The sequence below is a fragment of the Saccharothrix sabaoui genome (genome assembly GCF_051756985.1).
Classification (GTDB): domain Bacteria; phylum Actinomycetota; class Actinomycetes; order Mycobacteriales; family Pseudonocardiaceae; genus Actinosynnema.
The window spans coordinates 10,050-33,610 of record NZ_JBPKJK010000057.1 but is presented as its reverse complement, the minus strand read 5'-3'; the positions used below and the strand labels follow the sequence as shown (position 1 = coordinate 33,610).

Here is a 23,561-nt window from a genome sequence, read left to right as displayed (position 1 = left end):
GACGATCCCCGTCCCGCGACACCAGCGTCACGGTGGGGTGCGCGCCGCGGCGACACCCGCCGCGGGTGATCGCCGGCGCGGCCCCACCCGCGGCGGGTGAGCCGGCGGGAACCGCCCCGGTGCGACCGTCGGTACCGGCCGGGCGCTCACCGCGGCCGGTGACGGACCAGTGGTGGACGGACGTGTGCCACCGCATCACCCGGAGGGGATGAACGTGCGACGGAAAAGGGGAATGGTGGCGCCGTTGGCGCTCGCGCAGTTCATCGCGAGCTTCGCCGCGACCACCATGACGGTGTCCATCAGCGCCATCGCGGAGGATTTTCACACTTCTGCGGCCGATGTCCAAGCGATGATCACGTTGTTCACGCTCACGATGGCGGCGCTGATGGTGCCCGGCAGCAAGCTGACCGACGTGTGGGGGCGCAAGAGGTGCTTCGTCGCGGGGTTGGCGGTGTACGGGGCGGGCGCGCTGCTGGCCGCCCTCGCGCCCGGACCGCTGCTGCTGCTGGTGGGCTACTCCGTGCTGGAGGGCGTGGGGTCGGCGCTGATGATCCCGCCCATCTACATCATGGTGACGGTGGCCTTCACCGAGGTGGCCGACCGGGCGCGGTCCTTCGCCGTCGTCAGCGCGGCGGGAGGGGTCGGCGCGGCCGCCGGGCCGCTGCTGGGCGGGTTGCTCACCAGCGCGTTCGGCTGGCGGGCGGCGTTCCTGCTCCAGGTCGCGGTGGTGGTGGCGATCCTGGTGGCCGCACGCCGGCTGCCCGACCCCGGCCCACCGCCCCGGTCGGGCCGGTTCGACGTGCCGGGCGCGGTGCTGTCCGCGGCGGCGATGTCCCTGGTGGTGCTGGGCGTGTTGCGCTCGGCCTGGGCGGTGGTGGGGCTCGGCGTCCTGGTGCTGGTGTGGTTCGGGTGGCACATCGGCCGCCGCGAGGACCCGCTGTGCCCGCCCGCGCTGTTCCGAGACCGCGGCACGGTCCTCGGGCTGGCCACGCAACTGGTGCAGTGGCTGGTGCTGCAGGGCGCGTTCATCGTCCTGTCGGTCTACGCCCAGCAGGTGCGCGGCCTGGACGCGGTGGGCAGCGGTCTGGTGCTCGCGCCCGCCACCGCCGGGGTGCTCGCCGCCGCGGCCGTCGCGGGACGGCTGGCGCGCAGGCACCCCCAGCGGTGGATCGTCCGCGCCGGGTTCGCGGTGACGGTGGTGGGCGTGGCGCTGCTGGTGTGGCCGGTGCGCCACGGCTCCGGGTTCCCCGCGTTCCTGCCCGGCCTGCTGCTGCTCGGCGCCGGCGTCGGCACGATGCTCACCGCGTCGGTGACGCTGGTGCAGTCGGCGTGGCCGGCGCCGGTCCAGGGCGCGGTGTCGGGGGTGTCGCGATCCGTGTCGAACCTCGGCTCCTCGCTGGGCACGGCGCTGGCCGGGTCGGCCGTCGCGTCGACCGCCGCCGGTGGCGGGCCGTTCGCCGCGGCCCTGGCCGTGCTCGGCGGGTTCGCGGTGCTCGGGCTCGGCGTCGCGGTCCTGCTGCCCCGCCGGCCCGGCCCACCGCGTCAGCCCGGACCGGCCCGCCCGTCCGGCCCACCCCGTCCGCCCGCGCCGTCGCCCTCGACCTGACGGCGGCGGGTCCGCACCGCGTGCACCACCAGCCGGGCCACGCCGCCGACGAGCAGCACGTCCCCGCACATCTGCGCCGTGACCACCACCCTCGCGGTGGTGGTCACGGGCGCGATGTCGCCGAACCCCACCGTGGCGAACACCGTGACCGCGAAGTAGACCGCGTCGACGCGGTCGAGCGGTTCGGTGAACGCCGCCCGGTCGGCGGCGGAGAGCAGGTGGTAGCAGCCGGCGAACACCAGCACGAACAGCCCGGCCACCAGCACCAGCGCCTGGACGCCCCGCCGCACCGGGTGGTCGGACCGGCCGATCCCGCGCACCTGCCAGGCGATCACCAGCGCGACGACCGCGACGCCCGCCGCCACCACCAGCCCGGTCACGGGTACCGGGCCCCCGCCCCGGCCGGCGCGGCCGGCGCGGCCGGCGCGTCCTCGCCGTCGCTGAGCACCGCCAGCACCGAGCAGCCCCGGGTGACGTGCCGCCGGCACCCCAGCACCGTGTCGTCGTCCAGTCCCGGGCGGGTCAGGCACGCGACGAGCAGCCCGACCGCCGCGCCCACCACGGCGCCCAGGACGGGCGCCGACAGCGGCAACCCGACGACGAGCCCCCAGAACGCGCCGCCGAGCACCGCGTCACCGACGACCCGCCCGGGTCGCCGCACCTCCGGTCGGGCGAGGTCCTCGGGCCACGACACGACCGCCGCGTCCCACAACGGCACCCGGCGGTCGTGCAGCAGGTGCAACGCGTCCTCCGCCCCGTCCGGCGAGGCGAACCACCACAGTGTCACCAGTGCCACGTCGACCCGCCCCCCGCGGCCAGCGCCCGGTCCAGGGTCACGGCGGCCTGCACCAGCGCCAGGTGCGTGAACGCCTGGGGGAAGTTGCCCAGCTGCGCCCCGTCCGGACCGAGCTCCTCCGCGTACAGGCCCACCTCGTTGGCGTGCGTCAACGCCTTCTCGAACACCAGCCGGGCCTTGCCCACGCGCCCCGCCCGGGCCAGTTCGGCCACGTGGTCGAAGGTGCACAGGGAGAACGTGCCCTCGTCCCCGTCCAGCCCGTCGGGCGAGGCGACCGGGTCGTAGCGCAGGACCTGGTCGTCCACCACCAGGTCGCGCTCCACCGCGTCGAGGGTGTCCAGCCACGCCGGGTCGCGCGGCGAGACGAACCCGACCCTGCCCAGGCGCAGCACGGAGGCGTCGAGCACGTCGGAGTCGTAGCGCTGCACGAACGCCCGCCGGCCCGGGTCCCAGCCCCTGCTCCACACCTGCTCGTGGATCGCGTCCCGCGCCGCGCGCCACCGCTCCGCGGGCGCGGGCAGGCCCTGCGCGTCCGCGATGCGCAGCCCCCGGTCGAAGGCCACCCAGCTCATCACGCGCCCGTAGGTGAAGTCGTGGCGCCCGCCGCGGGTCTCCCAGATGCCCTCGTCGGGCTGGTCCCAGTTGCGCTCCAGCCAGTCCAGGACGCCGGACAGCGCCAGCCAGCCGCGCCGGCCCACGCGCAGACCGTGCCCGTGCGCGCGGTGCAGGGCGTCGAACAGCTCGCCGTGGATGTCGAGCTGGAGCTGGCCGCCCGCGGCGTTGCCGACGCGCACCGGACCCGAACCGCGGTAGCCCGTCCAGTGGTCGAGGACCCGTTCGGGCACGTGCGGCGAGCCGTCCACCCGGTAGAGCACCTTCAACGGGCCGTCGCCCTCCTCGTACCGGTCGGCCAGCCACCGCGCGAACGCCCGCGCCTCGTCGGTGAAACCGAGGTCCAGCAGCGCCGACACCGCGAAGGAGGCGTCGCGGACCCACGTGTAGCGGTAGTCCCAGTTGCGCCCGCCGCCGATGCGCTCGGGCAGCGCGGCCGTGGGCGCGGCGACGATCGCGCCGGTCGGCGCGTAGGTCAGCAGCTTCAGCGTGATCGCCGACCGGTCCACGGCCTCGCGCCACCGGCCGCGGTAGGTCGAGCGGGACAGCCAGGTCTGCCAGAACCGGACCGCATCCGCCAACTCCCGCTCCACCTCCGCGACCCGCACCGCCCGGGGCGGCCCGCCGAGGTTGGTCTCCAGCACGATCCCGCGCACCTGCCCCTCGGACAACCGGAGCACCCCGCGCAGGTCCTGCTCGACGAGCCGCACGTCGGCCCGGGGCTCCCCCGGCTCCCGCACGACGTGCACGACCAGGGAGGTGTCGCGGGTCTCGAAGACGGCGCCGTCGTCGGTGAGGGTCGTCCGGTGCGCAGCGGTGCCGTAGTCGAACCGGGGCGCGACCTCCACCTCGAAGTCGACCTCGCCGCGCACGCAGCGGGCCACGCGCACCAGCCGCCGCCTGGTGGTGGCCGCGGTGCCGGCGGGCGGCATGAAGTCGACCACCTCCCCCACCCCGGTGCCGGTGGTGAAGCGGGTGATCAGCACCGCGGTGTCGGGGAAGTACAGCTGCCGGCCGAGCCGCCGGTCGCCGACCGGGCCGATGCGGCAGTGGCCGCCCCGCTCGCGGTCGAGCAGGGACGCGAACACGCTCGACGAGTCGAAGCGGGGGACGCACCACCAGTCCACGGTGCCGTCCGCGGCGACCAGCGCCGCCGTCTGGAGATCACCGATCAGTCCGTGCGCCGCGATCGGCGGGTGGTCGTGCTGCTCTGGGATCGACATGGGCACGACGCTGGTCGCCGCGCGCCGCCCCGGCACCGCACGTGCCGGGTGAGGTCGCGCGGCCCTTCGTCCGCCGGGGGTGAAGAACCGCCGGGCCGCCGGCTGTCACGGTGTCGGCCGACCGCGCGAAACGGAGGAGATATGGCCGGAAGTGGTGCGACAACAGGGGAACGGGCGGGGACGGGACCGCTGCCCCGAGGGCTCGTGGTGCTGCTCGGGTGCGCGTCGGCGGTGGTCGTGGTGGCCGGTCTGCGCGCCGCCGCGTGGCTGGTCACCCCCGCGCTGCTGGCGCTGGTGGTGGTGATCGCGGTGAGCCCGCTGCGGCGTGCGCTGCGCCGGCGCGGGGTGCCGCGGTGGGCGGAGACGACCGCGGTGGTGGCCACCGTGTACGGCGTGGTGGTCCTGTTCGCGGTGACCGTCGTGGCGTCCGGCGCGAAGCTGGGCGCGCTGCTGCCCGGCTACGTCGACCGGGGCCGGGAGCTGCTCGCGCGGGGTTCGGACCTGCTGGACCGGGCGGCGGGCGAGCCCGGGCAGCTGCGCTCGCTCGTCGAGTCGGTGGACACGACGCGGGTCCTGTCCTCGTTGGCCGCACTGCTGGGGGACCTCGCGGGGCTCGCCACCAACCTGGTGTTCCTGCTGGCGCTGCTGCTGTTCCTCAGCGTGGACGGGATGGACGCCCGGCTCGCCGAGCTGTCCGCCGACCGGCCGGGACTGGGCGCCTCGCTGCGCTCCTCCGCCCACCGCACCCGCCGCTACCTCGTCGTCACGACGGTGTTCGGCCTCGTGATCGCGGTGGTCGACACCGCGGCGCTGTGGGCGCTGGGCGTGCCGCTGGCGGTGCTGTGGGGCCTGCTGTCCTTCGTCACCAACTACATCCCCAACATCGGGTTCCTGCTCGGCCTAGCCCCACCGGCGGTGCTCGCGCTGCTGGAGCACGGCCCCCGGCGGGCGCTGCTGGTCTGCGCCGTCTACGCGCTGGTGAACTTCGTCGGGCAGTCGCTGGTGCAGCCCCGGTTCGCGGGCGGCGCGGTCGGGCTGTCCACCACCGCCGCGTTCGTGGCCCTGGTGTTCTGGGGCTGGGTGCTGGGTCCGCTCGGGATGCTGCTGGCCGTGCCGGCGACGCTGCTCGTCGGCGCCGTGCTGGTGGACGTGGACCCGCGCGCCGCCTGGGTCGCCGCGCTCGTCCGCGCCCGTTCGTCCGCGCCGGGTGAAGAAACGGCACCGTGAGGTCCCCAGAGTGGTCGGTGGAAGCGTGACCGCAACGACGAGAGGAACCGAGATGGCGCAGGAGACGAACCGCACCGCCCACACGTGGGTGGACGAGAGGCCCAGGACCAGCGCGTGGGTCGGCTGGATCGGGTTCGCGGCCATCATGATGGTCGTCATCGGGCTGTTCACCGTGATCGAGGGCGTGGTCGCCCTGTTCGACGACGAGTACTACGTGGTGGGGTCGGGCGAGGTCCTGCTGCTCGACCTCACCGGCTGGGGCTGGGTGCACCTGGTCGTCGGTGTGCTGATCGCCCTGGCCGGGACCGCGCTGCTGACCGGCGCGGCCTGGGCGCGGGTCGTCACCGTGGTGTTCGCGTCCGTCAACTCCCTGCTGCAACTGGGTTTCGTGTCCGTGCAGCCGGTGTGGTCGACCATCGTGATCGCGCTGTGCGTGGTCGTGGTGTGGGCGGTCGTCGTGCACGGCGACGAAGTGGGTGGTCGGCGGTGACCGGCGCGGAGCGGCGCCGGCTCGACGAGGCCGACGCGGGGGTCCCCTGGCGCCGCTGGGGCCCGTACCTGGCGGACCGGCAGTGGGGCACCGTGCGCGAGGCGCGGTTCGGTGACGACGTCTGGTCGTCGTTCACCCACGACCAGGCCACCAGCCGCGCCTACCGGTGGGGCGAGGACGGGTTGGCGGGCATCAGCGACGACCGGCAGCGGCTGTGCCTGGCGCTCGCGCTGTGGAACGGCGAGGACCCGATCCTCAAGGAGCGGCTGTTCGGCCTGACCAACGCCGAGGGCAACCACGGCGAGGACGTCAAGGAGTGCTACTTCCACCTGGACGCCACCCCCACCGGGTCCTACCTCAAGATGCTCTACAAGTACCCGCAACGGGAGTTCCCCTACGGCGACCTGGTGTCGGTCAACGCCTCGCGCGGCCGCGAGGACCCCGAGTACGAGCTGCTCGACACCGGGATCTTCGACGACGGCCGGTACTTCGACGTCGTCGTGGAGTACGCCAAGGCCGGTCCGGAGGACGTGCTGATGAAGGTCACCGCGCACAACCGGGGACCCGACCCGGCGCGCCTGCACGTGCTGCCCACCCTGTGGTTCCGGCACACCTGGTCGTGGGCGGGCGGGCAGGAGGAACCGGAGCTCGCCGCGGCCGGCGGCTCGGTGCGCGCGGAGGGCGCGGGCCTGGGCGTGCGGCGGCTGTCGGTGGACCCGCCGGCGTCCTTCCTGGTCACCGGGAACGAAACCGACGACGAGAAGGTGTTCGGCTCGCCCAACGACACGCCGTTCGTCAAGGACGGCATCCACCGCGCAGTCGTGCGGGGTGACATGTCCGCGGTCGACCCGCACGACGTCGGCACCAAGGCGGCGGCGGTGTGCGTGTTCGACATCCCGGCGGGCGGCAGCGCCGACGTGCGCGTCCGGCTCGCCGACCGCACCGCCGCCGACCCGTTCGCCGACTTCGACGCCGTGTTCGCCGCCCGCCGCGCCGAGGCCGACGAGTTCTACGCCGACGTGCTGGCGGGCGACCTCTCCGCCGACGAGCGCGCGGTGGCGCGGCAGGCGCTGGCCGGGATGCTGTGGTCCCAGCAGTACTACGCCTTCGACGTGGAGCGCTGGCTCACCGAGCGCGGCGCCGACCCGTTGGGACCACCGGCCTCACCCCACCACAACTGGCGGCACGTGGTCGCCGAGGACGTCATCTCCATGCCGGACGGCTGGGAGTACCCGTGGTTCGCCGCGTGGGACCTGGCCTTCCACGCGGTGGCGCTGGCCGTGGTGGACCCGGCGCTGGCCAAGCGCCAGCTGAACCTGCTGCTGGAGCGGCGGTTGCAGCACCCCAACGGGCAGGTCCCGGCCTACGAGTGGAACTTCGGCGACGCGAACCCGCCCCTGCACGCCTGGGCGGTGCTGTTCGTCCACGAGCACGAGAAGGCGGTGCGCGGCGAGGGCGACCGGGCGTTCCTCGCACGGGCGTTCCCCAAGCTGCTGCGCGACTTCCACTGGTGGCTCAACCGCAAGGACGCCGACGGGCGCAACGTCTTCCAGGGCGGTTTCCTGGGACTGGACAACATCGGCGTGTTCGACCGCAACGCACCACTGCCCACCGGCGGCCACATCGACCAGGCCGACGGCACCGCGTGGATGGCCCTGGCCTGCCAGAGCCTCATCCGGATCGCGCTGGAGCTGGCGGTCGACGACCCGTCCTACGCCGAGCAGGCGCAGGTGCTGCTGGAGAACTTCGCGTGGATCGCGGCGGCCAGCCGGCACGTCGGGTCGGACGGCGTCGGGCTGTGGGACGAGGAGGACGGTTTCTTCTACGACGTGCTGCGCCGCCCCGACGGCTCCTCCACCCCGATGAAGGTGCGCTCCGCCGTCGGCCTGGTGCCGCTGGCCGCGGCGACCGTCGTGGACGGCTCCGTGCGCGAGCGCTTCCCCGGTCTCGTGCGGGACGCGGAGGAGTTCCTGGACCGGCACCCGGCGGTGGCCGCGGCGATGTGGCGGCACGGCGAGCAGGTGCACGGCACCGGCCCCGTCCTGTTCGCCCTGTTCGACGAGGAGCGCCTGCGGCGAATCCTGACCCGGGTGCTGGACGAGGACGAGTTCCTCAGCCCGCACGGCATCCGCTCGCTGTCGAAGTGGCACCGCGACCACCCCTACGCGTTCACCGTCGACGGTCGGGAGCACCGGGTGTCCTACCTGCCCGCCGAGTCCGACAGCGGCATGTTCGGCGGCAACTCCAACTGGCGGGGACCGGTGTGGTTCCCGGTCAACGTGATGCTGGTGCGCGGGCTGCTGAACCTGCACCGGCACTTCGGCGACACCTTCCGCGTCGAGTGCCCGACCGGGTCCGACCGGTGGCTGACCCTGCACGAGGTGGCCGAGGAGATCTCCGACCGGCTCGTGCGGCTGTTCCTGCCCGGCGACGGCGGCAGGCCCGTCCACGGCGGCCACCGGCTGCGCGAGGACCCGCACTGGCGGGACCTGGTGCAGTTCCACGAGTACTTCGACGGCGACACCGGCGCCGGCCTGGGCGCGAGTCACCAGACCGGGTGGACCGGCACCGTCGCGTTGCTGCCGCTGCTGTTCCGCGGGACGGTGGCCCGATGACGCCGCCGACGCAGCTCGTGGTGCACGAGGTCAACACCGCCGTGTGGCTCACCGACCTCACCCGTGAGCTGGGGCGGCCGGTGACCCTGGGTGACGTGCCCGACGGGGCGTGGGACGCCGTGGCGCGGCCGGGCGTCGACGCGGTGTGGCTGATGGGCGTGTGGGAGCGCAGCGCCGCCGGGTTGGCGCTGGTGGACGCCGACACCCGCCGCTCGTTCCGGGAGGCGCTGCCGGACCTGCGGGTCGACGACGTGATCGGTTCGCCGTACTGCGTGCGCCGCTACGAGGTGGACGAGCGGTTCGGCGGGCGGTCCGGGCTCGCGCAGGCCCGCCGCCGACTGGCCCGCCGGGGCGTGCTGCTCGTGCTGGATTACGTCCCCAACCACGTCGCACCGGACCACCCGTGGACCACCGGCCGGCCGGAGCTGTTCGTGCGCGGCGACGACCACGACCTCGCCGACTCGCCGGACGCGTGGCTGGCGCTGGGCGGTCAGGTCGTGGCCAGGGGCCGGGACCCGTACTTCCCGCCGTGGCCGGACGTGGTGCAACTGGACGCCTTCTCCCCCGCGCTGCGCGACGCCACGGCGCGGACGCTGTCCGACATCGCCGAGCAGTGCGACGCGATCCGCTGCGACATGGCGATGCTGCCCACCAACGACGTCTTCACCCGCACGTGGGCGGGCCGCACCGGACCACCCCCGGCGCTCGACTTCTGGCCGGAGGTGCTCGCCGGGTTCCGCACCCGGCACCCGGACACGCTGATGATCGCCGAGGCGTACTGGGACATGGAGTGGGCGCTGCACCAGCAGGGCTTCGACCTCTGCTACGACAAGCGCCTCTACGACCGCGTCATGGACCTCGACGCGGCGGGCGTGCGGGACCACCTGCGCGCCGACCTCGCGTACCAGGCCCGCCTGCTGCGCTTCCTGGAGAACCACGACGAGCCGAGGGTGGCGTCGCGCCTGCCCCGCGAGGCCGTCCCCGCGGCGGCCGTGGCCCTGGCCACCCTGCCCGGCGCGACCCTGTGGCACGAGGGCCAGTTCGAGGGCAGGCGGACCCGTTCACCGGTGTTCCTCGACCGCGCCCCCGACGAGCCCCCGGACACGACCCTGGCCACGTGGCACCACCGCCTGCTGGCCGTCGCACCCGAGGTGCGGACCGGGACGTGGCGGCTGCTGGACGTGGCCGGCTGGCCCGACAACCGGACGTGCGAGAACCTGCTGGCCTGGTCCTGGACCGGGTCGGACGCGCGGCACCTGGTCGTGGTCAACCTCTCCCCCGTGCCGTCCCAGGGCCGTGTCGCCCTGCCGTGGGCGGACCTCCCGACCGGCCCCACCGGCTTCCGGGACCCGCTGCGCGACGACACCTTCCACCGCGACGGGGAGGAGGTGTCGACCCGGGGCCTGTACGTCGCGCTGCCACCCTGGCAGTACCACCTGCTGGCCGTCACCGGCTGATCCCGCGCGAGGTGTCGTCGCCGCCGTGAACGCCTCACGGCAGCGACGTGCCTCGCTCCGGTGGCCGCGCCGGGAACCCGCGTCCCCCGACGAGCCCGCAACGCCACGAACTCCCGAGCCCCCGAGAACCACCCGCCGGTGTGACGGTCGGCCCACGAACATTCCCGCATCGGGATTCCCGACCCGTGCAAGATCAAATTACGGCCATCCGAGTGAACCCCACGTCCGGTTATTTACCGACTCTCGATATCGCCGGTAACGTTCCCACTACTGCCCGAGACGGGGGACCGGCGGCACGTCGACCGGAAGTAGGGGCCTCATCGATTTCTCGCATCCAGCTCGGCTGTCGAGTTGCCGACATTTTTCACCACCTGTCCGCAATGCCGTGCCTCGCAGAACGTGAAACACATCCCCGCTTGACCGATTCACGAAGCGGCGAGATGTCCGAAATGACCATAAATCCCTGACGCGAGCGGGTCTCGCGAGTTTTCCCGCGCCACCACGACGGTCGTCGGTGCTCGTCGACGCTCGTCGCACGCATTCCATGGTAGGCAGTTCCGCAGATCGTGGGGCGACTGCGGACAGTAGGGCCGCCTGGAGTGAAACCACCAATGGGGGGCTTTTCCATGTCGACAGAAGAGTTGTTCGAGGACGCCGCGAACGGGCTCCCGACGCAGGGATCGGCAGCGGAAATCACCGCGGCCTGGAAGGAAGTCCTCGGTCCCGACGCCGAGGTGGACACGGGGTTCATCGCCAACGGCGGGGACTCGCTCAAGGCCGTGCTGCTCGCCGACCGGATTTTCCGGTTGACCGGCCAGGAGGTCGACTACCTGGAAGTCCTGGACGCCCCGGACGCCGCCACCCTCGCACGGGCCGTTCCCGATGGCCGCGGTTAACGGCCCGGCGAACCAGGACGGCCGCACGGGGTCCCGCGGGAACAGCCCGGGCGTGGACGGGGACACCGCGGTGCTGCCGCTCACCCCGAGCCAGTGCGACCTGTACGCGGCCGACCGGAGCGCCGAGGACCCCGCCACGTACAACTCCGCGCTGTTCCTGCGCGTCGACGGCGCCCTCGACCCGGACTCCCTGCGCGCCCGGCTGGACGAGGTGCTCGCCGCCCACCCGTTGCTGGGCGCGCGGGTGGCGGAACACCACGATCGACTGGTGTTCGCCCCGGCCCGCAGGCCCCCGAAGCTGTTCGTCGCCGACGCCCCGGTCGACCCGGACGGGCCACTCGCCCGAGCCCGCCTGCGCCGGGAGGCGCTGCGCCCGTTCGACCTCGACAACGGGCCCCTGCTGCGCGTCGTCCTGGTCAGGCACGGCTCCCGGACCGCACACCTGTGCCTGACGGTCCATCACCTGCTCGTGGACGAAACGTCCATGGCGGTGCTCGCCGAGTGGCTGCTCGGTGACGTGCCCGACGTCCCAGGCGAATCCTTCGCGCAGTGGTCCCGGGGAGAGCACGAACTGCCGCCCGAGCGGCTCGGACGGGCCGCCGACCTCGCCCGTGACCTCGCTCCCGGGGTGTCCGCCGCTCTGGAGTGGGCCCGCACCCCCGGTGCTCCTGCGGCCGGACCGGCCCCGGCCGGGTCTTCCGGCACGGTGCCCTTGCTGATCCCCGACGCGGTGTGGGACGCCGCGGGCGAACTGGCGACCGGACTCGGCCTCACCCGCCACTCCCTGGTGCTCGCCGCCGCCGGGTTGGTGCTGAGCCGCAACAGCGCGACCGCCCGACCCGTGCTCGGCACCACCGTCTCCCGCCGCGCCCCTCGCCACACGACCGCCATCGGCTACTTCAGCGCCACCGTGCCGGTGCCGCTGGACACCGGCGGCACCCGAACCGTGGCCGACTACCTGCGCCAGGCCCACAGGTCCGCCATGTCCGCCTACCGGAACGCCGACCTGCCGCTGTCGGCGGTGCTGCCCCCCGCCGACCGCGCCGGCCTGTCCCTGGTCGTCGTCCCCTGCCGGACGCTGCCCGACATCACCACGCCGGAACTGACGGCGCGCCCCCTGCCGGACCCCGGGTTCGGACCGGCCCAGTTCCCGATCGCCCTCTACCTCCGGCAAGACCTCGGCGGCGAGCAGCGCGGCCTGCTGCGCCACCGGCCGACCGAGGTGGACACCGCCGGGGCCACCGGCTTCTGCCGCCAACTGGAGGCCACGCTCACCGCCATGGTCGAGAACCCGAACGCCCCCCTCTCCACCGTCCCCGCGACCGACCGCGTCGTCACCGCCGGACCGCTGCTCGCGGACACCGCCGGGACCGACCTCGTCTCGCTCTTCGCCGAGCAGGTCACGCGGTTGTCCGGCCGCACCGCGGTCAGCTGCGGGGAGCAGCGGCTGAGCTACCTCGAACTCGACGAACGCGCCACCGCGCTCGCCCGGTCCCTGGCCGAGTCGGGTGTGCGCGCCGGTGACCGGGTGGGTGTCTGCCTGCACCACGGCACCGACCTGGTCGTCGCCCTCCTCGCGGTGCTCAAGGCCGGTGCCGCCTACGTGCCCCTCAGCCCCGACCACCCGCGCGAACGGCTGGCGTTCATCGTCGAGGACACCGGCATCACCACCGCCGTGACCGACCGCGACCCGGCACTGCTGCCGCCGCACGTGGAACTGCTCCCCGTCGACGCCACGCCCGCCGACCCCGGGACCCCGTTGCCCGGACCGGACCAGGAGCGGGTCGCCTACGTCATCCACACCTCCGGCTCCACCGGCACCCCCAAGGGGGTCCTGGTGCGGCACCGCAACGTCGTCGCGCTGCTGGCCGCCGCGGCCGGCCCGGACGGGTTCGGCTTCACCGAGCAGGACACCTGGTCCCTCTTCCACTCCTTCGCCTTCGACTTCTCCGTCTGGGAGGTGTGGGGGTGCCTGCTGACCGGTGGCCACCTGGTCGTCGTACCGCACTGGACGGCCCGCGACCCGGAGGCTTTCCACGCCCTGCTCGCCGCCGAACGCGTCACCGTGCTCAACCAGACCCCCTCCGCGTTCACGCAGCTCCTCACCGCGGACGCGACCGCACCGGACCCGCTCTCCGTCCGCCTGCTGATCTTCGGCGGTGAACCGCTCGACCCGCGGGTGCTGCTGCCCTGGATGGACCGCCACCCGGAGCGGACCTGCCGCGTGGTCAACATGTACGGCATCACCGAGACCACCGTGCACTGCACGTGGCGCGACCTGGTCCGGGCGGACGCCCTCGCCGGAACCCGATCGGTGGGACTCCCCCTGCCGGGGTGGCGGCTGTACGTCCTGGACGAGGAGAGGCGCCCGGTGGCCCCGGGGGTCCCCGGCGAGATCCACGTCGCGGGGAGCGGTGTCACCGCCGGCTACCTCAACCGGCCCGAACTCACCGCCGAGCGCTTCCTGCCCGGAAGCCTCGCCGGACTCCCGGAGGAGGTCCTCTACCGCTCCGGCGACCGCGGCCGGGTGCTGCCGAACGGAGAACTGGAACACCTGGGCCGACTCGACGACCAGGTCAAGATCCGCGGCCACCGCATCGAGCCCGGCGAGATCCGCGGCGCGCTCCTGGCCCACCCCGCCGTCACCGCGGCCGCGGCGGTCGTCCGCGACGCCCACGACGCGGCCACCGCGCGGATGGACGCCTACGTGGTCGGCCCCGGCACCGCTCCCGACCTCGCGGAGCTGCGCCGGTGGCTGGCCGCGAGCCTGCCCGCGCACATGCTGCCCGCGACCCTCACCGCGGTGCCGTCGCTGCCGCTGACCGTCAACGGGAAGCTGGACGCGACCCGACTGCCCCCACCCGCGCACGGTCACGACACCGACCCCCCGAGCGCGACCACCGACGCCGGCCCGGACGTGCCTCCCGAGGAGCCGGCAGACGCCGCGAGCCTGCTGGCCCAGGTGTGGCAGCAGCTCCTCGGCGTCCCCGTGCGACGCGACGACAACTTCTTCGAGCTGGGCGGGAACTCGCTGCTGGCGGTGCGCCTCAACGCGCTCCAGCGCTCCAACGGCTTCCGCGGTTCCCAGCTCAAGCACATATTCCGCAACCCGACCCCGCGCCGCCTCGCGGACGTCATCGGTCCGCCCTCCGACGGGCGCCCCCGTCAGGAGGAAGCGTGAGCGAGAACGGCCACGACGAGCACCCCGGTACGGTCGCGGAGGGGAGGGACGCCGTCGCCGTCGTCGGCATGTCCCTGCGAGTGCCCGGCAGCGCGGACCCCGGGACCTTCTGGGCGGCGATCGCCGACGGGGTCGTCTCCCTGCCGGCGGCCACCGCGCCCGGCGACCGACTGCGCGCGGGGCAGATCGACCGGTTCGACCGGTTCGACGCCGAGCTGTTCGGCATGCTGCCCTCCCAGGCCGCGGCCACCGACCCTCAGCACCGGGTCCTCACCGAAGTGGCCTGGCAGGCCCTGGAGGACGCCGGGATCGACCCCGAACGCACCCCGGGCCGCATCGGGGTGTTCGTCGGGTGCGGCAGCGAGACGTACTACCGCGACCACGTCCTCAAGGACGAGAAGATCCTGCGCGCGCTCGGCGCCGAACAGCTCGCCCTCGGGAACTCCCGCGACTTCCTCGCCACCGGCCTGGCCTACCGGCTCGGCCTGACCGGCCCCGCCATCACCGTGCAGACCGCCTGCTCCACCTCCCTGGTCGCGGTCCACCAGGCGATCCGCAGCCTGCTCACCTACGAGTGCGACATCGCGATAGCCGGCGGGGCCACGGTGCACCTCGACGCGGAGCAGGGCTACGCGTTCGCCGAGGGCGGCGTCACCTCGCCCGACGGCCGGTGCCGCGCGTTCACCGAGGACGCGGCGGGGACCGTGCCCTCCAGCGGAGCCGGCATCGTGGTGCTGCGCCGGGTCTCCGACCTGCCCGGCACCGGCGAGAGCGCCCGCGCGCACCTGCTGGGCAGTGCCGTCAACAACGACGGCGCCGCCCGCATGAGCCTCACCGCGCCGAGCCCGCAGGGCCAGGCCGACGTCCTGCGCGAGGCACTGGCCGTCGCCGGGCTGGAACCGCGCGACGTCGGCTACGTCGAGACCCACGGCACCGGCACGACCCTCGGCGACCAGGTCGAGCTCGCGGCACTGGCCGAGGTCTACGGGCAACGACCCGCCGGTTCCGTCCTCACGCTGGGGGCGGTGAAGCCGAGCATCGGCCACTGCGACTCGGCGGCCGGCGTCATCGGCCTGATCAAGGCGGTCCTCGCGGTCGAGGCGGGCGTCCTGCCGCCGACCCCGTCCCAACCCGGCGACGGCCCCGACGTGGAGCTGGGCTGCGCCTCCTTCGAACTGCCCCGCACCGCCCGGCCCTGGCCCGCCGACCGGCCCCGCACCGCGGGGGTCAGCTCGTTCGGGCTCGGCGGCACCAACTGCCACGTACTGCTGTCCGCGGCACCCCGGACCACCGGTCCGGTCGGGCACGACCCGGCGGGGCGGGGCGCGCACCACCTCGTCGTGCTGTCCGCAGCCACCCCCGAGGCCCTCCGGAACAAGGCTCGCGACCTGGCCGCGTGGCTCGACGGTGACGGCGCCGAACTCCCCCTGGGCGAGATCACCGGCACTCTGCGGCACCACCGCAAGGCGCTGCCCGAGCGGTGGGCGACCGTCCTGCCCGCCGACCCCGCCGAGGCCCGCGACCGCCTGGTGGCCGAACTGACCGCGGCGGCCGGCAACGGCGGACGCCGCGCCGTGACCGCTCCGTCGCTCGCCGCCGTGCTGCCCGGCCAGGGCGTCGACCTGGCCGGCGCGGGAGCGGGCCTCGCCGCCGGGGACGACCGGTTCGCCGCCGACCTGGCCGAACTCGCCGCCGAGGTGCGCCGGGCCGGCGGACCCGACCTGGCAGACGCCCGGACCTGGCCCGCCGACGACCCGCGCCTGGTCGACACCACCTTCGTCCAGCCCCTGTTGTTCGTCCTCGGACTGGCCGGCCTGCGCCAGGCCGAGCGGCACGGCCTCACCCCGGGGTTGCTGCTCGGCCACAGCGTCGGCGAGCTGACCGCGGCCGCCCACGCGGGTGTCTTCTCCACCGCCGACGCGGCAGCCGCCATCGTGCGCCGAGGACACCTGATGGCCACCGCGGAGCCCGGCGCGATGACCGCCGTGCGCGCCGGAGAGGACACCGCGGTACGGCTCGCGGCCGGCCTGGAGGTCGACGTGTGCGTGCTCAACGGGCTGGACAACACCGTCTGCGGCGGCCCCGAAGCCGATCTGGCCGCCTTCGAAGCGCGCTGCGGCGAGGCCGGGATCCGCACCAAGCGCCTGCCGATCGCCCACGCCGCCCATTCGCGCTCGATGGTCGGCCCCGCGGAGGAGTTCGAGGCGTTCGTCGCCTCCCTGTCCCTGTCGACGCCCGCGGTCCCCATCGTCTCCGGGCTCACCGGGTCGCTGCTCACCGCGGCCCAGGCGGTCGACCCGGCCTACTGGGGACGCCAGATGAGCAACCCGGTCCGCTTCACCGACGCGGTCACCACGCTGCTCGAAGCCCGCCCGGACACCGTCCTCGGCCTGCACCGGGCCCACGCGGCCACCGCGGAGATCCGCCGGGCGGCCCTGGCCGCGCAGCACGACATCCCCGTCGTCGACGCGTCGGACCGCCGCGGCTCGGACGAGACCGCCGAATGGCACGGCGCCTTGGCGGTGCTGTGGACAGCGGGTCACCCGCTGGCCGACCCGCCACGGCCCGCACGCGCCGTGGCGCTGCCGCCCTACCCCTTCGCCGACAACCGCCACTGGGTGGAGGCTCCGGCGCCCCAGGCCCCCGAGGTCCACCCCTCGGCCGTCGCGACCCCGACGGACCCGGTCCCCGTGGCCGACGGCGCCGACCCGTTCCCGGCCGCCGGTGCGGAGCGGTCCGGAGGAACGTCGACGGCCGACGCCGTCCGCGGCATCTGGCAGGAGGCGTTCGGCGTCACCGAACTGCGGCCGCAGGACAACTTCTTCGACCTCGGTGGCACCTCCTTGCACGCCGCCCACCTGGTCAGCGTCGTCAACGACGCCCTCGTGGTGGGGATCCGGCTCCAGGACCTCTACGAGAACTCCTCCCTCGCCGGGTTCACGGCCCGGACCGAAGAACTCGTCGCGGAACGCGACGACGAGGCCCTGTTGCGCCTGTTGGCGGAGATCGAGAACGAGAACGGGCAGGACCATGAGTGATCTCTCCGCGCGCCTCGACGCGCTGACCCCGGAACAGCGGCGCAGGCTGGGCGCGGGTCTGCGAACCCAGCGCGCCGAGCAGGCGCAGGCCCCGGTCGCACTGCCCGAACACCTGCGCCGCAGCCTCTACTTCTTCGCCAGCGCCGACCACGCCGACGCCAGTGCCTACTACGCCTTCGTCCTGGAAGCCGCCGCCGAGGCCGACGCGGCGGGCCAGCACGCCGTGTGGTTCCCGGAGCGGCACTTCGTCGACTTCGGCGGTTTCTCGCCCAACCCGGCGCTGCTGGCCGCCGCGGTCGCCACCCGCACCCGCACCATCCGCATCCACGCGGGCAGCGTGGCCGCCCCGCTGCACCACCCGGCCCGCATCGCCGAGGATTGGGCGGTCGTGGACGGTCTCTCCGGCGGTCGTGTCGGCCTCTCCTTCGGCAGCGGCTGGCACCCGGACGACTTCGCCCTCGCCCGGGACGACTACCGGGAACGGCGCGAGGTCACCGGCCGCACCATCGAGGACGTGCGCGCCCTGTGGCGCGGCGAGACCCTGCCGTACCCGTCCACCGCGGGCACCACGACCCAGGCGTCGACCCGCCCCCGGCCCGTCCAGGAGGAGCTGCCGGTGTGGCTCACCGCCACCGGCACACCCGGGACCTTCGTCACCGCCGCCCGGGCCGGCTACGGGGTGGCGACCGCGCTCCTGGGGCAGACGTTGCCCGCCCTGAGGGAGAACATCGCCCGCTACCGGCAGGAGTGGCGGGACGCCGGGCACACCGGCGAGGGCGACGTCGTGGTCATGACGCACGCGTACGTCAGCGACCGGCCGGACCTGGAGGACTTCCTCCGCCCGGCCATGCACGCCTACCTGCGGTCCTTCCGCAAGCAGACGGGGGAAAGCGACGAGTTCGTGCTCCTGGAGAACGCCTACCTGGACTTCCTGACCGGTCCCTCGCTGCTCGGCAGCCCGGCCAAGGCCCGCGCCGTCCTCGCCGAGCTGGCCGCGGCCGGCGCCGACGAGGTCGGCTGCCTGATCGACTTCGGGCTCCCGGCCGGCGACGTCCTGGAGTCGCTGCCCACCCTGTTCCACCTCGGTGCCGCGGCCGTGGGGAGGCCCGCGTGAACACCCCCGCCGACCAGCGGCTGACGGCCCGGCTCGCCCGGCTCACCCCCGCTCAGCGCGCGGCGCTCACCGATCGGCTCGCCACCAGCCACGGCCCGGTGCTGCGGCCCAGGCCGGGTCCGCGGGACCGGTTCCCGCTCGGCCTGGACCAGGAACGCCTGTGGGTCCTCGACCAGCTCGACCCGGGAACCACCACCTACACCCTCGGCTACGGGCTGCGCGTGCTCGGAGCCTTCGACCCGGACCTCTTCAGCCGCGCCGCGGACAGCCTGGTGAGCCGCCACGACCTGCTGCGCTCCGGGGCCGAGGCCGAGGACGGCCGCCCCTACCTGCGAGTGCACCCCGACCGGCGGGCGGACCTCAGCTACACCGACCTGACGGCCGCCGACACCACCGCCGCGCCCGCCGACGAGGTCGAGCGGCGCCGTCGGGAGTTCATCGCCGCACAGGTCCGCCGCCCGTTCGCCCTCGCCACCGACCCGGTGCTGCGCCTCGCGGTGGCCAAGGTCGCCGAGGGCGACCACCAGGTCGTGGAAACCATGCCGCACTCGTTCGTCGACCAGTGGTCGTACGTGCGCCTCAACGAAGAACTCCTGGAGCACTACCGGGCCCTCGCCGAGGGGCGCGCGCCTCGCCTCGCCGAGATGCCGGTGCAGTTCGGCGACTGGGCCCACTGGCAGCGCGAGTACTTCGCCGGTCCGCGGGGCGCCCGCCACCGGGACTTCTGGCGCACGTTCCTGGACGGCGTCCCCGAGCACCTCGCCCTGCCCTACGACCGCAGCCCCGACACCTCCGACCACGCAGGCGAGCACCACAGCTTCATCCTCGACGGGGCCGTCGCCGAATCCTTCTTCCGCCGCGCGCGGGAGGTCCGCACCACCCCGGCCACGGCGATGACCGCCGCGTACGCCGCGCTGTTGTACGAGCGCACCGGGCAGCGCGACCTGGTGATCGGCATCCCCACCGCCACCCGCGGCGAGCCGGGGGCGGCACCGCTGATCGGGTTCCTGCTGACCAGCATCCCGCTGCGGATCCGGCTGCCCGAGGACCCCACCCCGCTGGACGTGCTCGCGGCCACGGCCGCTGCCGCCGCCGCCGTGGCCGACCACCGCGAAGTGCCCTTCGGCGAGATCGTCGAGGCCACCGCCCCCGGCCGGTCCGCCACCCGGTACCCGCTGCTGCAGACCATGCTGGTGCAGTTGGACCTCGACGACTCGCGGTCCCTGGAGCTCCCCGGTGCCGAGGTGTACGCCAACGCCGTGCCCGAGGGCGTCTCCACCATGGACCTGACCACCGCCTGGTGGCGGGTGGGGGAGGTCGTCTACGGACGCATCGAGTACCGGACGGCGCTGTTCGACCACGCCACCGTCGCCGCCATGGCCGACCGCCTGCTCCAGCTCGTCGAGCAGTTCGCGGAACGCCCCGACGAGCCGCTGCGGCGGCCCGCTCCGCCGCCGCAGGCGCCACCGCCCCCCCTGCTCGGCCACGGTGCCGAAGCCGGCACGGTCGCCGGCGGACCCGTCGACGCGGCGATCCTGGACCGGGTCACCGCCGCGTGGGTCCACGTGCTCGGCGTCGAACGCGCCGACCCCGAAGCGGTGTTCTTCACCAGTGGCGGCACCTCGCTGCTCGCCGTCCGGCTCGCCCACCGGTTGCGCGGCGACGACCTCACCGTCACCCTCAAGGACGTCTTCACCCATCCGACCCCGGCCGGACTCGCCCGCGTCCTCGGCACGCGCCGCGATGCCCCGGCGGACCGCGCGCCGGTCCCACCGGCCGGGCCCCTCGGCCCCGAGCAGGAGATGCTCCTGAGCCGCGGGCTGTCCCGGGTGGAGGACCTCTCGCACAGCCACGTCCTCACCGCGGACCGCCACCTGGACCCGGAGCGCCTGCGCCGGGCGGCCCGGGAGGTGGTCCGCGCCCACCCGACGCTGACCACCACCGTGCGCCCCGACGGCGTCCTCGGCACCCGGCTCGTGCCCGGCGCGGACTGGCACTGGTCGGTGGAGCCCGCCGGCACCGACCCGGAGCGGGTGGTGGACGCCCAGCGGGCGGGCTTCGACCGCGTCACCGGGCCGCTGTTCGCCGTCAGCCTCCTGCCCGGAGCGCCCGACGAGGCGGACCGCGTCGTCCTCAGCGCGAACCACCTGGTCGTCGACGGCATGTCCTGGGACATCCTCATCGCCGACCTGGCCGCCGCCTACCGGGGCCGGCCGCTCGTGGCCGAACGCGCCGGGTACGCCGAACACGCCGCCGTCGTACGGGCACTGGACCCGGCGCCGCACGCCGGGTACTGGCGGGCCCAGCTGAGCGGCACCGGCCACTACCGCTGGCGCCTGGACGGCCCCAACACCTACGCCGGTGAGCGGTCGCTGGAGGTGTCGGTACCGCTGCCGCCCGGCGGCCACGGCACGCTGCGGGCCGCCGCGCTCACCTCCGTCGCCCGCGCGCTGCGGCGCTGGGCACCGCACGACCGGCCGTCGGTGTGGCTGATCGGCCTGGGCCGCGACCCGCTGGCCGCGCTGCCCGACTGGGACCCGGACCGGGCCGTCGGGTTCTACTCGGCCGCCCACCCCTTCCTGGTGCCGCTCACCGGCGGCCCGGCCCGGGACGACCTGCGGGCCACGGCCGCCGCGCTGCGCGGGGTACCCGATTCCGGCAAGACGTTCGGCATGCTGGCCTGCGCCGCCGACCCCGACCTGCGCGCGGAGTTCGCCGCACTGGAACGGCCCCGGGTGATCGTGAACCACCTGGGCGAGCTGGCCGCCCCCGTCGACGGTTCGCACGGCCCCTTCACCGCCTCGACGCAGACCGCCGCCCGCGGCAACGCCGAGGTGGAGCGCGACGTGGACGTGGACGTGGCGGTCGGGGTGCACGACGGCCGCGCCGTGCTGCGCTGGCTGTACAACCCCGACGCCGTCGACCCGGTCGCGGTCCGCACGGCCGCCGAGGCGGCAGCCCGCGAGTTGCGCGGCTTGTTCGAGGCGGCGCAGCAGGACCGAGTCCCGGTCGACGTCCCCGGCACGACAGGGGTCACCGGGGAAACCATGGAACGTCTCTTCGCACGGCTCAGCCGAGAGCGCCGCGGACGACAGGGGGAACAGGCATGACCGAGAGCACCACGACGGCCCTCCGGCACCGCAGCCCGCTCGTGTTCCTGCTGATGGCCCAGTACCTGTCGGCCTTCGGCAACGCCATCACGATCGTGACGGTCCCCCTGTACGTCCTGCACACCACCGGCTCGGCCGTCACCACCGGTCTCGCCGGGTTCATCGGCGCCCTGCCGCTGATCTTCGCGGGCGCTGTCGGCGGCGTCCTGGTCGACCGGTTCGGCGGGCGCAGGCTGAGCGTGCTGTCCGACCTCTCCGCGGGCATCCTGGTGCTGCTCATACCGCTCCTGGACGCCACCGCGGGGCTGCCCATCCCGCTGCTGCTCGCCCTGCTGTTCGCCCGCACGATCGTGGCGACCCCTGCCACCGCCGCCCGGATGACGCTCCTCAAGCCCGTCATCCAAGGCGCCGGGGCCCGGCTGGAGAGCGTGAACTCCTGGTACCAGGCAGCCCCCCGGCTCGGTCTGGTGGCCGGAGCACCCCTGGCCGGCGTGCTGATCGCGGCGAGCGGCTCGGCCGTCGGCATGTACGTCGACGCCGCGACCTTCCTCGTCGCCGCCGCGCTGGTCGCCTTCGCGGTACCGGTCGCCGAGAACAAGAAGTCCCGGGACGACCTGGCGGCCGGGCCCGGCTTCTTCGGCCAGCTGCGCGAAGGCGTGGCGCTCGTCCGCACGATGCCGGTGATCGGCGCGATGACCGCCTTCGTCGTCGTCACCAACTTCCTCGACGACGCCTTCACCCCGCTGTTCCTGCCGGTCTACGCCCAGGACGTCCTGCACAACAGCGCGGCCATGGGGTGGTTCCTCGGCGCCGTCGGCGTCGGCGCCATCGTCGGCACCTTCCTGTACGGCCCGGCCAGCCGGAACATCCTGTCCAACCGCCGCTACACCCTGTTCGGTTGCTTCGCGGCGGTGGCCGTGCTGCGGCTGATGCTCTACTTCGAGCCCGGCGCCGTCGGGGTGACGGTGATCTGCTTCCTGGTCGGGGTGGCCGGCGGACCGCTCAACCCGATGCTCTCGACGGTCATGCTCGAACGCGTCCCCGAGGAACTGCGCGGCCGGGTCTTCGGCCTCACCGGTGCCATGGCCCTCACCTCCGCCCCGCTCGGTGTGCTGACCGCCGGCTGGCTGGTGGACCTGGCCGGGCTGCGCGTGCCGATGCTCTGCTTCGCCCTCGTCTACCTCGTCCTGATCGCCGTCAGCTGGCGGTGGCCCGGCCTGCGCGCCATGGACGAGCGGCCGGGCACCGGAGGGGACCGGGACGGGCCCGCCGCGCCGGAGCAGGACGCGCGGATCGCGCCCGACACGGACCCGGAGCCCACGGCGGGCAGGGGGGCGACGGTCCGATGACCGCAGCGCACCAGTCCGTCGGCGTCCTCGAAGGACGCACAGCGGTGATCACCGGCGCCGCGCGGGGCGCGGGGCGCGCCTGCGCGCTGGCCTTCGCGGCCCAGGGCGCGGACCTGGTCCTGCTCGACGTGGCCGCCCCGGTGCCCGGCGTCCCCTACCCGATGGGCACCGCGAGCCAGCTCGACCACACCGCCGACGCCTGCCGCCGCCACGGCGCCGACGTCCTCACCGCGGCCGTCGATGTCCGGGACCTCGATGCCCTGACCGAGCTGCGTGAGCGGACCCACGACCGGTTCGGCGCGCCGCACGTGCTCGTCAACAACGCGGGCATAGTGGCCCCCTCCGGCCGGCCGGTGCACGAGACGTCGGAGGCGGACTGGCAGCTGATGGTGGACGTCGACCTCGGCGGCGCCTGGCGCGCCACCAAGGTGTTCGCCCCCGCCATGGTGGAACGCCGCTCCGGGGCGATCGTCAACATCGCCTCCACCGCGGGCCTGGTGGGCTACCGCAACTTCGCCGGGTACGTCGCGGCCAAGCACGGACTGGTCGGCCTCACCAAGGCCAGTGCCCTCGACTACGCCTCGTACGGCGTGCGCGTCAACGCGGTGTGCCCCGGCAACATCCGGGACGAACCCGCCATGGAGGGGCGGATGCTCTCCGAGGTCGCCCGGGCGCTCGACGTCCCGCCGGCCGAGCACGAGGAACTGTTCACCGCCGACCAGCCGATGCACAGGCTGGTCGAGCCGGCCGACGTGGCGGCCGCCGCGCTCTGGCTCGCCTGCGACGCCTCCCAACGCGTCACCGGCACCACCCTGACCGTCGACGCGGGCTATTCGGCCCGGTGACG

General features: G+C 74.3%; 15 protein-coding genes. 12 read left to right on the top strand and 3 right to left on the bottom strand.

The window, feature by feature from the left end:
* Positions 1-286 precede the first annotated feature (286 nt).
* Positions 287-1,606 (top strand): MFS transporter, encoded by a 1,320-nt coding sequence (locus ACR807_RS19410; RefSeq protein WP_438922775.1) that lies wholly within the window; start codon positions 287-289, stop codon positions 1,604-1,606.
* Here ACR807_RS19410 and ACR807_RS19405 read toward each other — a convergent pair.
* From ACR807_RS19405 to ACR807_RS19395, 3 genes are read right to left on the bottom strand one after another with little or no spacing between them, the layout of a single operon-like run.
* A complete protein-coding gene (locus tag ACR807_RS19405) occupies positions 1,543-1,986 on the bottom strand; it encodes an ion channel (protein ID WP_438922753.1) in 444 nt (147 codons plus the stop codon). The two genes, ACR807_RS19410 and ACR807_RS19405, sit on opposite strands and share 64 nt — an antisense overlap.
* Positions 1,983-2,393, bottom strand: a complete 411-nt coding sequence (locus tag ACR807_RS19400; RefSeq protein WP_438922752.1) for a DUF1269 domain-containing protein — start codon at positions 2,391-2,393, stop codon at positions 1,983-1,985. The genes ACR807_RS19405 and ACR807_RS19400 overlap by 4 nt, the downstream gene beginning before the upstream one ends.
* Entirely contained in the window at positions 2,390-4,237 is a 1,848-nt protein-coding gene (locus ACR807_RS19395; RefSeq protein ID WP_438922751.1) for a glycoside hydrolase family 15 protein, read from the bottom strand. Before ACR807_RS19395 ends, ACR807_RS19400 begins: the two co-directional genes overlap by 4 nt.
* A gap of 141 nt (positions 4,238-4,378) precedes the next feature.
* Between ACR807_RS19395 and ACR807_RS19390 the strand changes: the two genes are divergently transcribed.
* The 11 genes from ACR807_RS19390 to ACR807_RS19340 all read left to right on the top strand — a co-directional run bounded on the left by ACR807_RS19390 (position 4,379) and on the right by ACR807_RS19340 (position 23,559).
* Positions 4,379-5,464, top strand: coding sequence for an AI-2E family transporter (locus ACR807_RS19390; RefSeq protein ID WP_438922750.1), 1,086 nt, complete (start codon positions 4,379-4,381; stop codon positions 5,462-5,464).
* 52 nt (positions 5,465-5,516) lie between these two features.
* Entirely contained in the window at positions 5,517-5,954 is a 438-nt protein-coding gene (locus ACR807_RS19385) for a DUF7144 family membrane protein (RefSeq protein WP_438922749.1), read from the top strand.
* Entirely contained in the window at positions 5,951-8,569 is a 2,619-nt protein-coding gene (locus ACR807_RS19380) for an MGH1-like glycoside hydrolase domain-containing protein (protein ID WP_438922748.1), read from the top strand. Before ACR807_RS19385 ends, ACR807_RS19380 begins: the two co-directional genes overlap by 4 nt.
* Positions 8,566-10,026, top strand: coding sequence for an alpha-amylase family protein (locus ACR807_RS19375; RefSeq protein WP_438922747.1), 1,461 nt, complete (start codon positions 8,566-8,568; stop codon positions 10,024-10,026). Before ACR807_RS19380 ends, ACR807_RS19375 begins: the two co-directional genes overlap by 4 nt.
* A 626-nt stretch (positions 10,027-10,652) precedes the next feature.
* Positions 10,653-10,922 (top strand): phosphopantetheine-binding protein, encoded by a 270-nt coding sequence (locus ACR807_RS19370; protein ID WP_438922746.1) that lies wholly within the window; start codon positions 10,653-10,655, stop codon positions 10,920-10,922.
* 52 nt (positions 10,923-10,974) lie between these two features.
* On the top strand, positions 10,975-14,103 hold the full coding sequence (locus ACR807_RS19365) for a non-ribosomal peptide synthetase (protein ID WP_438922745.1): 3,129 nt from the start codon (positions 10,975-10,977) through the stop codon (positions 14,101-14,103).
* Positions 14,100-17,141 (top strand): type I polyketide synthase, encoded by a 3,042-nt coding sequence (locus ACR807_RS19360; protein WP_438922744.1) that lies wholly within the window; start codon positions 14,100-14,102, stop codon positions 17,139-17,141. The genes ACR807_RS19365 and ACR807_RS19360 overlap by 4 nt, the downstream gene beginning before the upstream one ends.
* Positions 17,134-18,255, top strand: a complete 1,122-nt coding sequence (locus ACR807_RS19355) for a MupA/Atu3671 family FMN-dependent luciferase-like monooxygenase (RefSeq protein ID WP_438922743.1) — start codon at positions 17,134-17,136, stop codon at positions 18,253-18,255. The genes ACR807_RS19360 and ACR807_RS19355 overlap by 8 nt, the downstream gene beginning before the upstream one ends.
* Entirely contained in the window at positions 18,252-21,365 is a 3,114-nt protein-coding gene (locus tag ACR807_RS19350; protein WP_438922742.1) for a condensation domain-containing protein, read from the top strand. The genes ACR807_RS19355 and ACR807_RS19350 overlap by 4 nt, the downstream gene beginning before the upstream one ends.
* Entirely contained in the window at positions 21,362-22,714 is a 1,353-nt protein-coding gene (locus ACR807_RS19345; protein ID WP_438922741.1) for an MFS transporter, read from the top strand. The genes ACR807_RS19350 and ACR807_RS19345 overlap by 4 nt, the downstream gene beginning before the upstream one ends.
* A complete protein-coding gene (locus tag ACR807_RS19340) occupies positions 22,711-23,559 on the top strand; it encodes an SDR family oxidoreductase (protein ID WP_438922740.1) in 849 nt (282 codons plus the stop codon). The genes ACR807_RS19345 and ACR807_RS19340 overlap by 4 nt, the downstream gene beginning before the upstream one ends.
* Positions 23,560-23,561: the final 2 nt, after the last annotated feature.

Bases quoted from the DNA above. Each gene is read 5' to 3' on its own strand.
- ACR807_RS19410 (WP_438922775.1), top strand. From the start codon at position 287: ATGACGGTGTCCATCAGCGCCATCGCGGAGGATTTTCACACTTCTGCG.
- ACR807_RS19395 (WP_438922751.1), bottom strand. From the start codon at position 4,237: ATGTCGATCCCAGAGCAGCACGACCACCCGCCGATCGCGGCGCACGGA.
- ACR807_RS19390 (WP_438922750.1), top strand. From the start codon at position 4,379: ATGGCCGGAAGTGGTGCGACAACAGGGGAACGGGCGGGGACGGGACCG.
- ACR807_RS19385 (WP_438922749.1), top strand. From the start codon at position 5,517: ATGGCGCAGGAGACGAACCGCACCGCCCACACGTGGGTGGACGAGAGG.
- ACR807_RS19375 (WP_438922747.1), top strand. From the start codon at position 8,566: ATGACGCCGCCGACGCAGCTCGTGGTGCACGAGGTCAACACCGCCGTG.
- ACR807_RS19370 (WP_438922746.1), top strand. From the start codon at position 10,653: ATGTCGACAGAAGAGTTGTTCGAGGACGCCGCGAACGGGCTCCCGACG.
- ACR807_RS19355 (WP_438922743.1), top strand. From the start codon at position 17,134: ATGAGTGATCTCTCCGCGCGCCTCGACGCGCTGACCCCGGAACAGCGG.
- ACR807_RS19345 (WP_438922741.1), top strand. From the start codon at position 21,362: ATGACCGAGAGCACCACGACGGCCCTCCGGCACCGCAGCCCGCTCGTG.
- ACR807_RS19340 (WP_438922740.1), top strand. From the start codon at position 22,711: ATGACCGCAGCGCACCAGTCCGTCGGCGTCCTCGAAGGACGCACAGCG.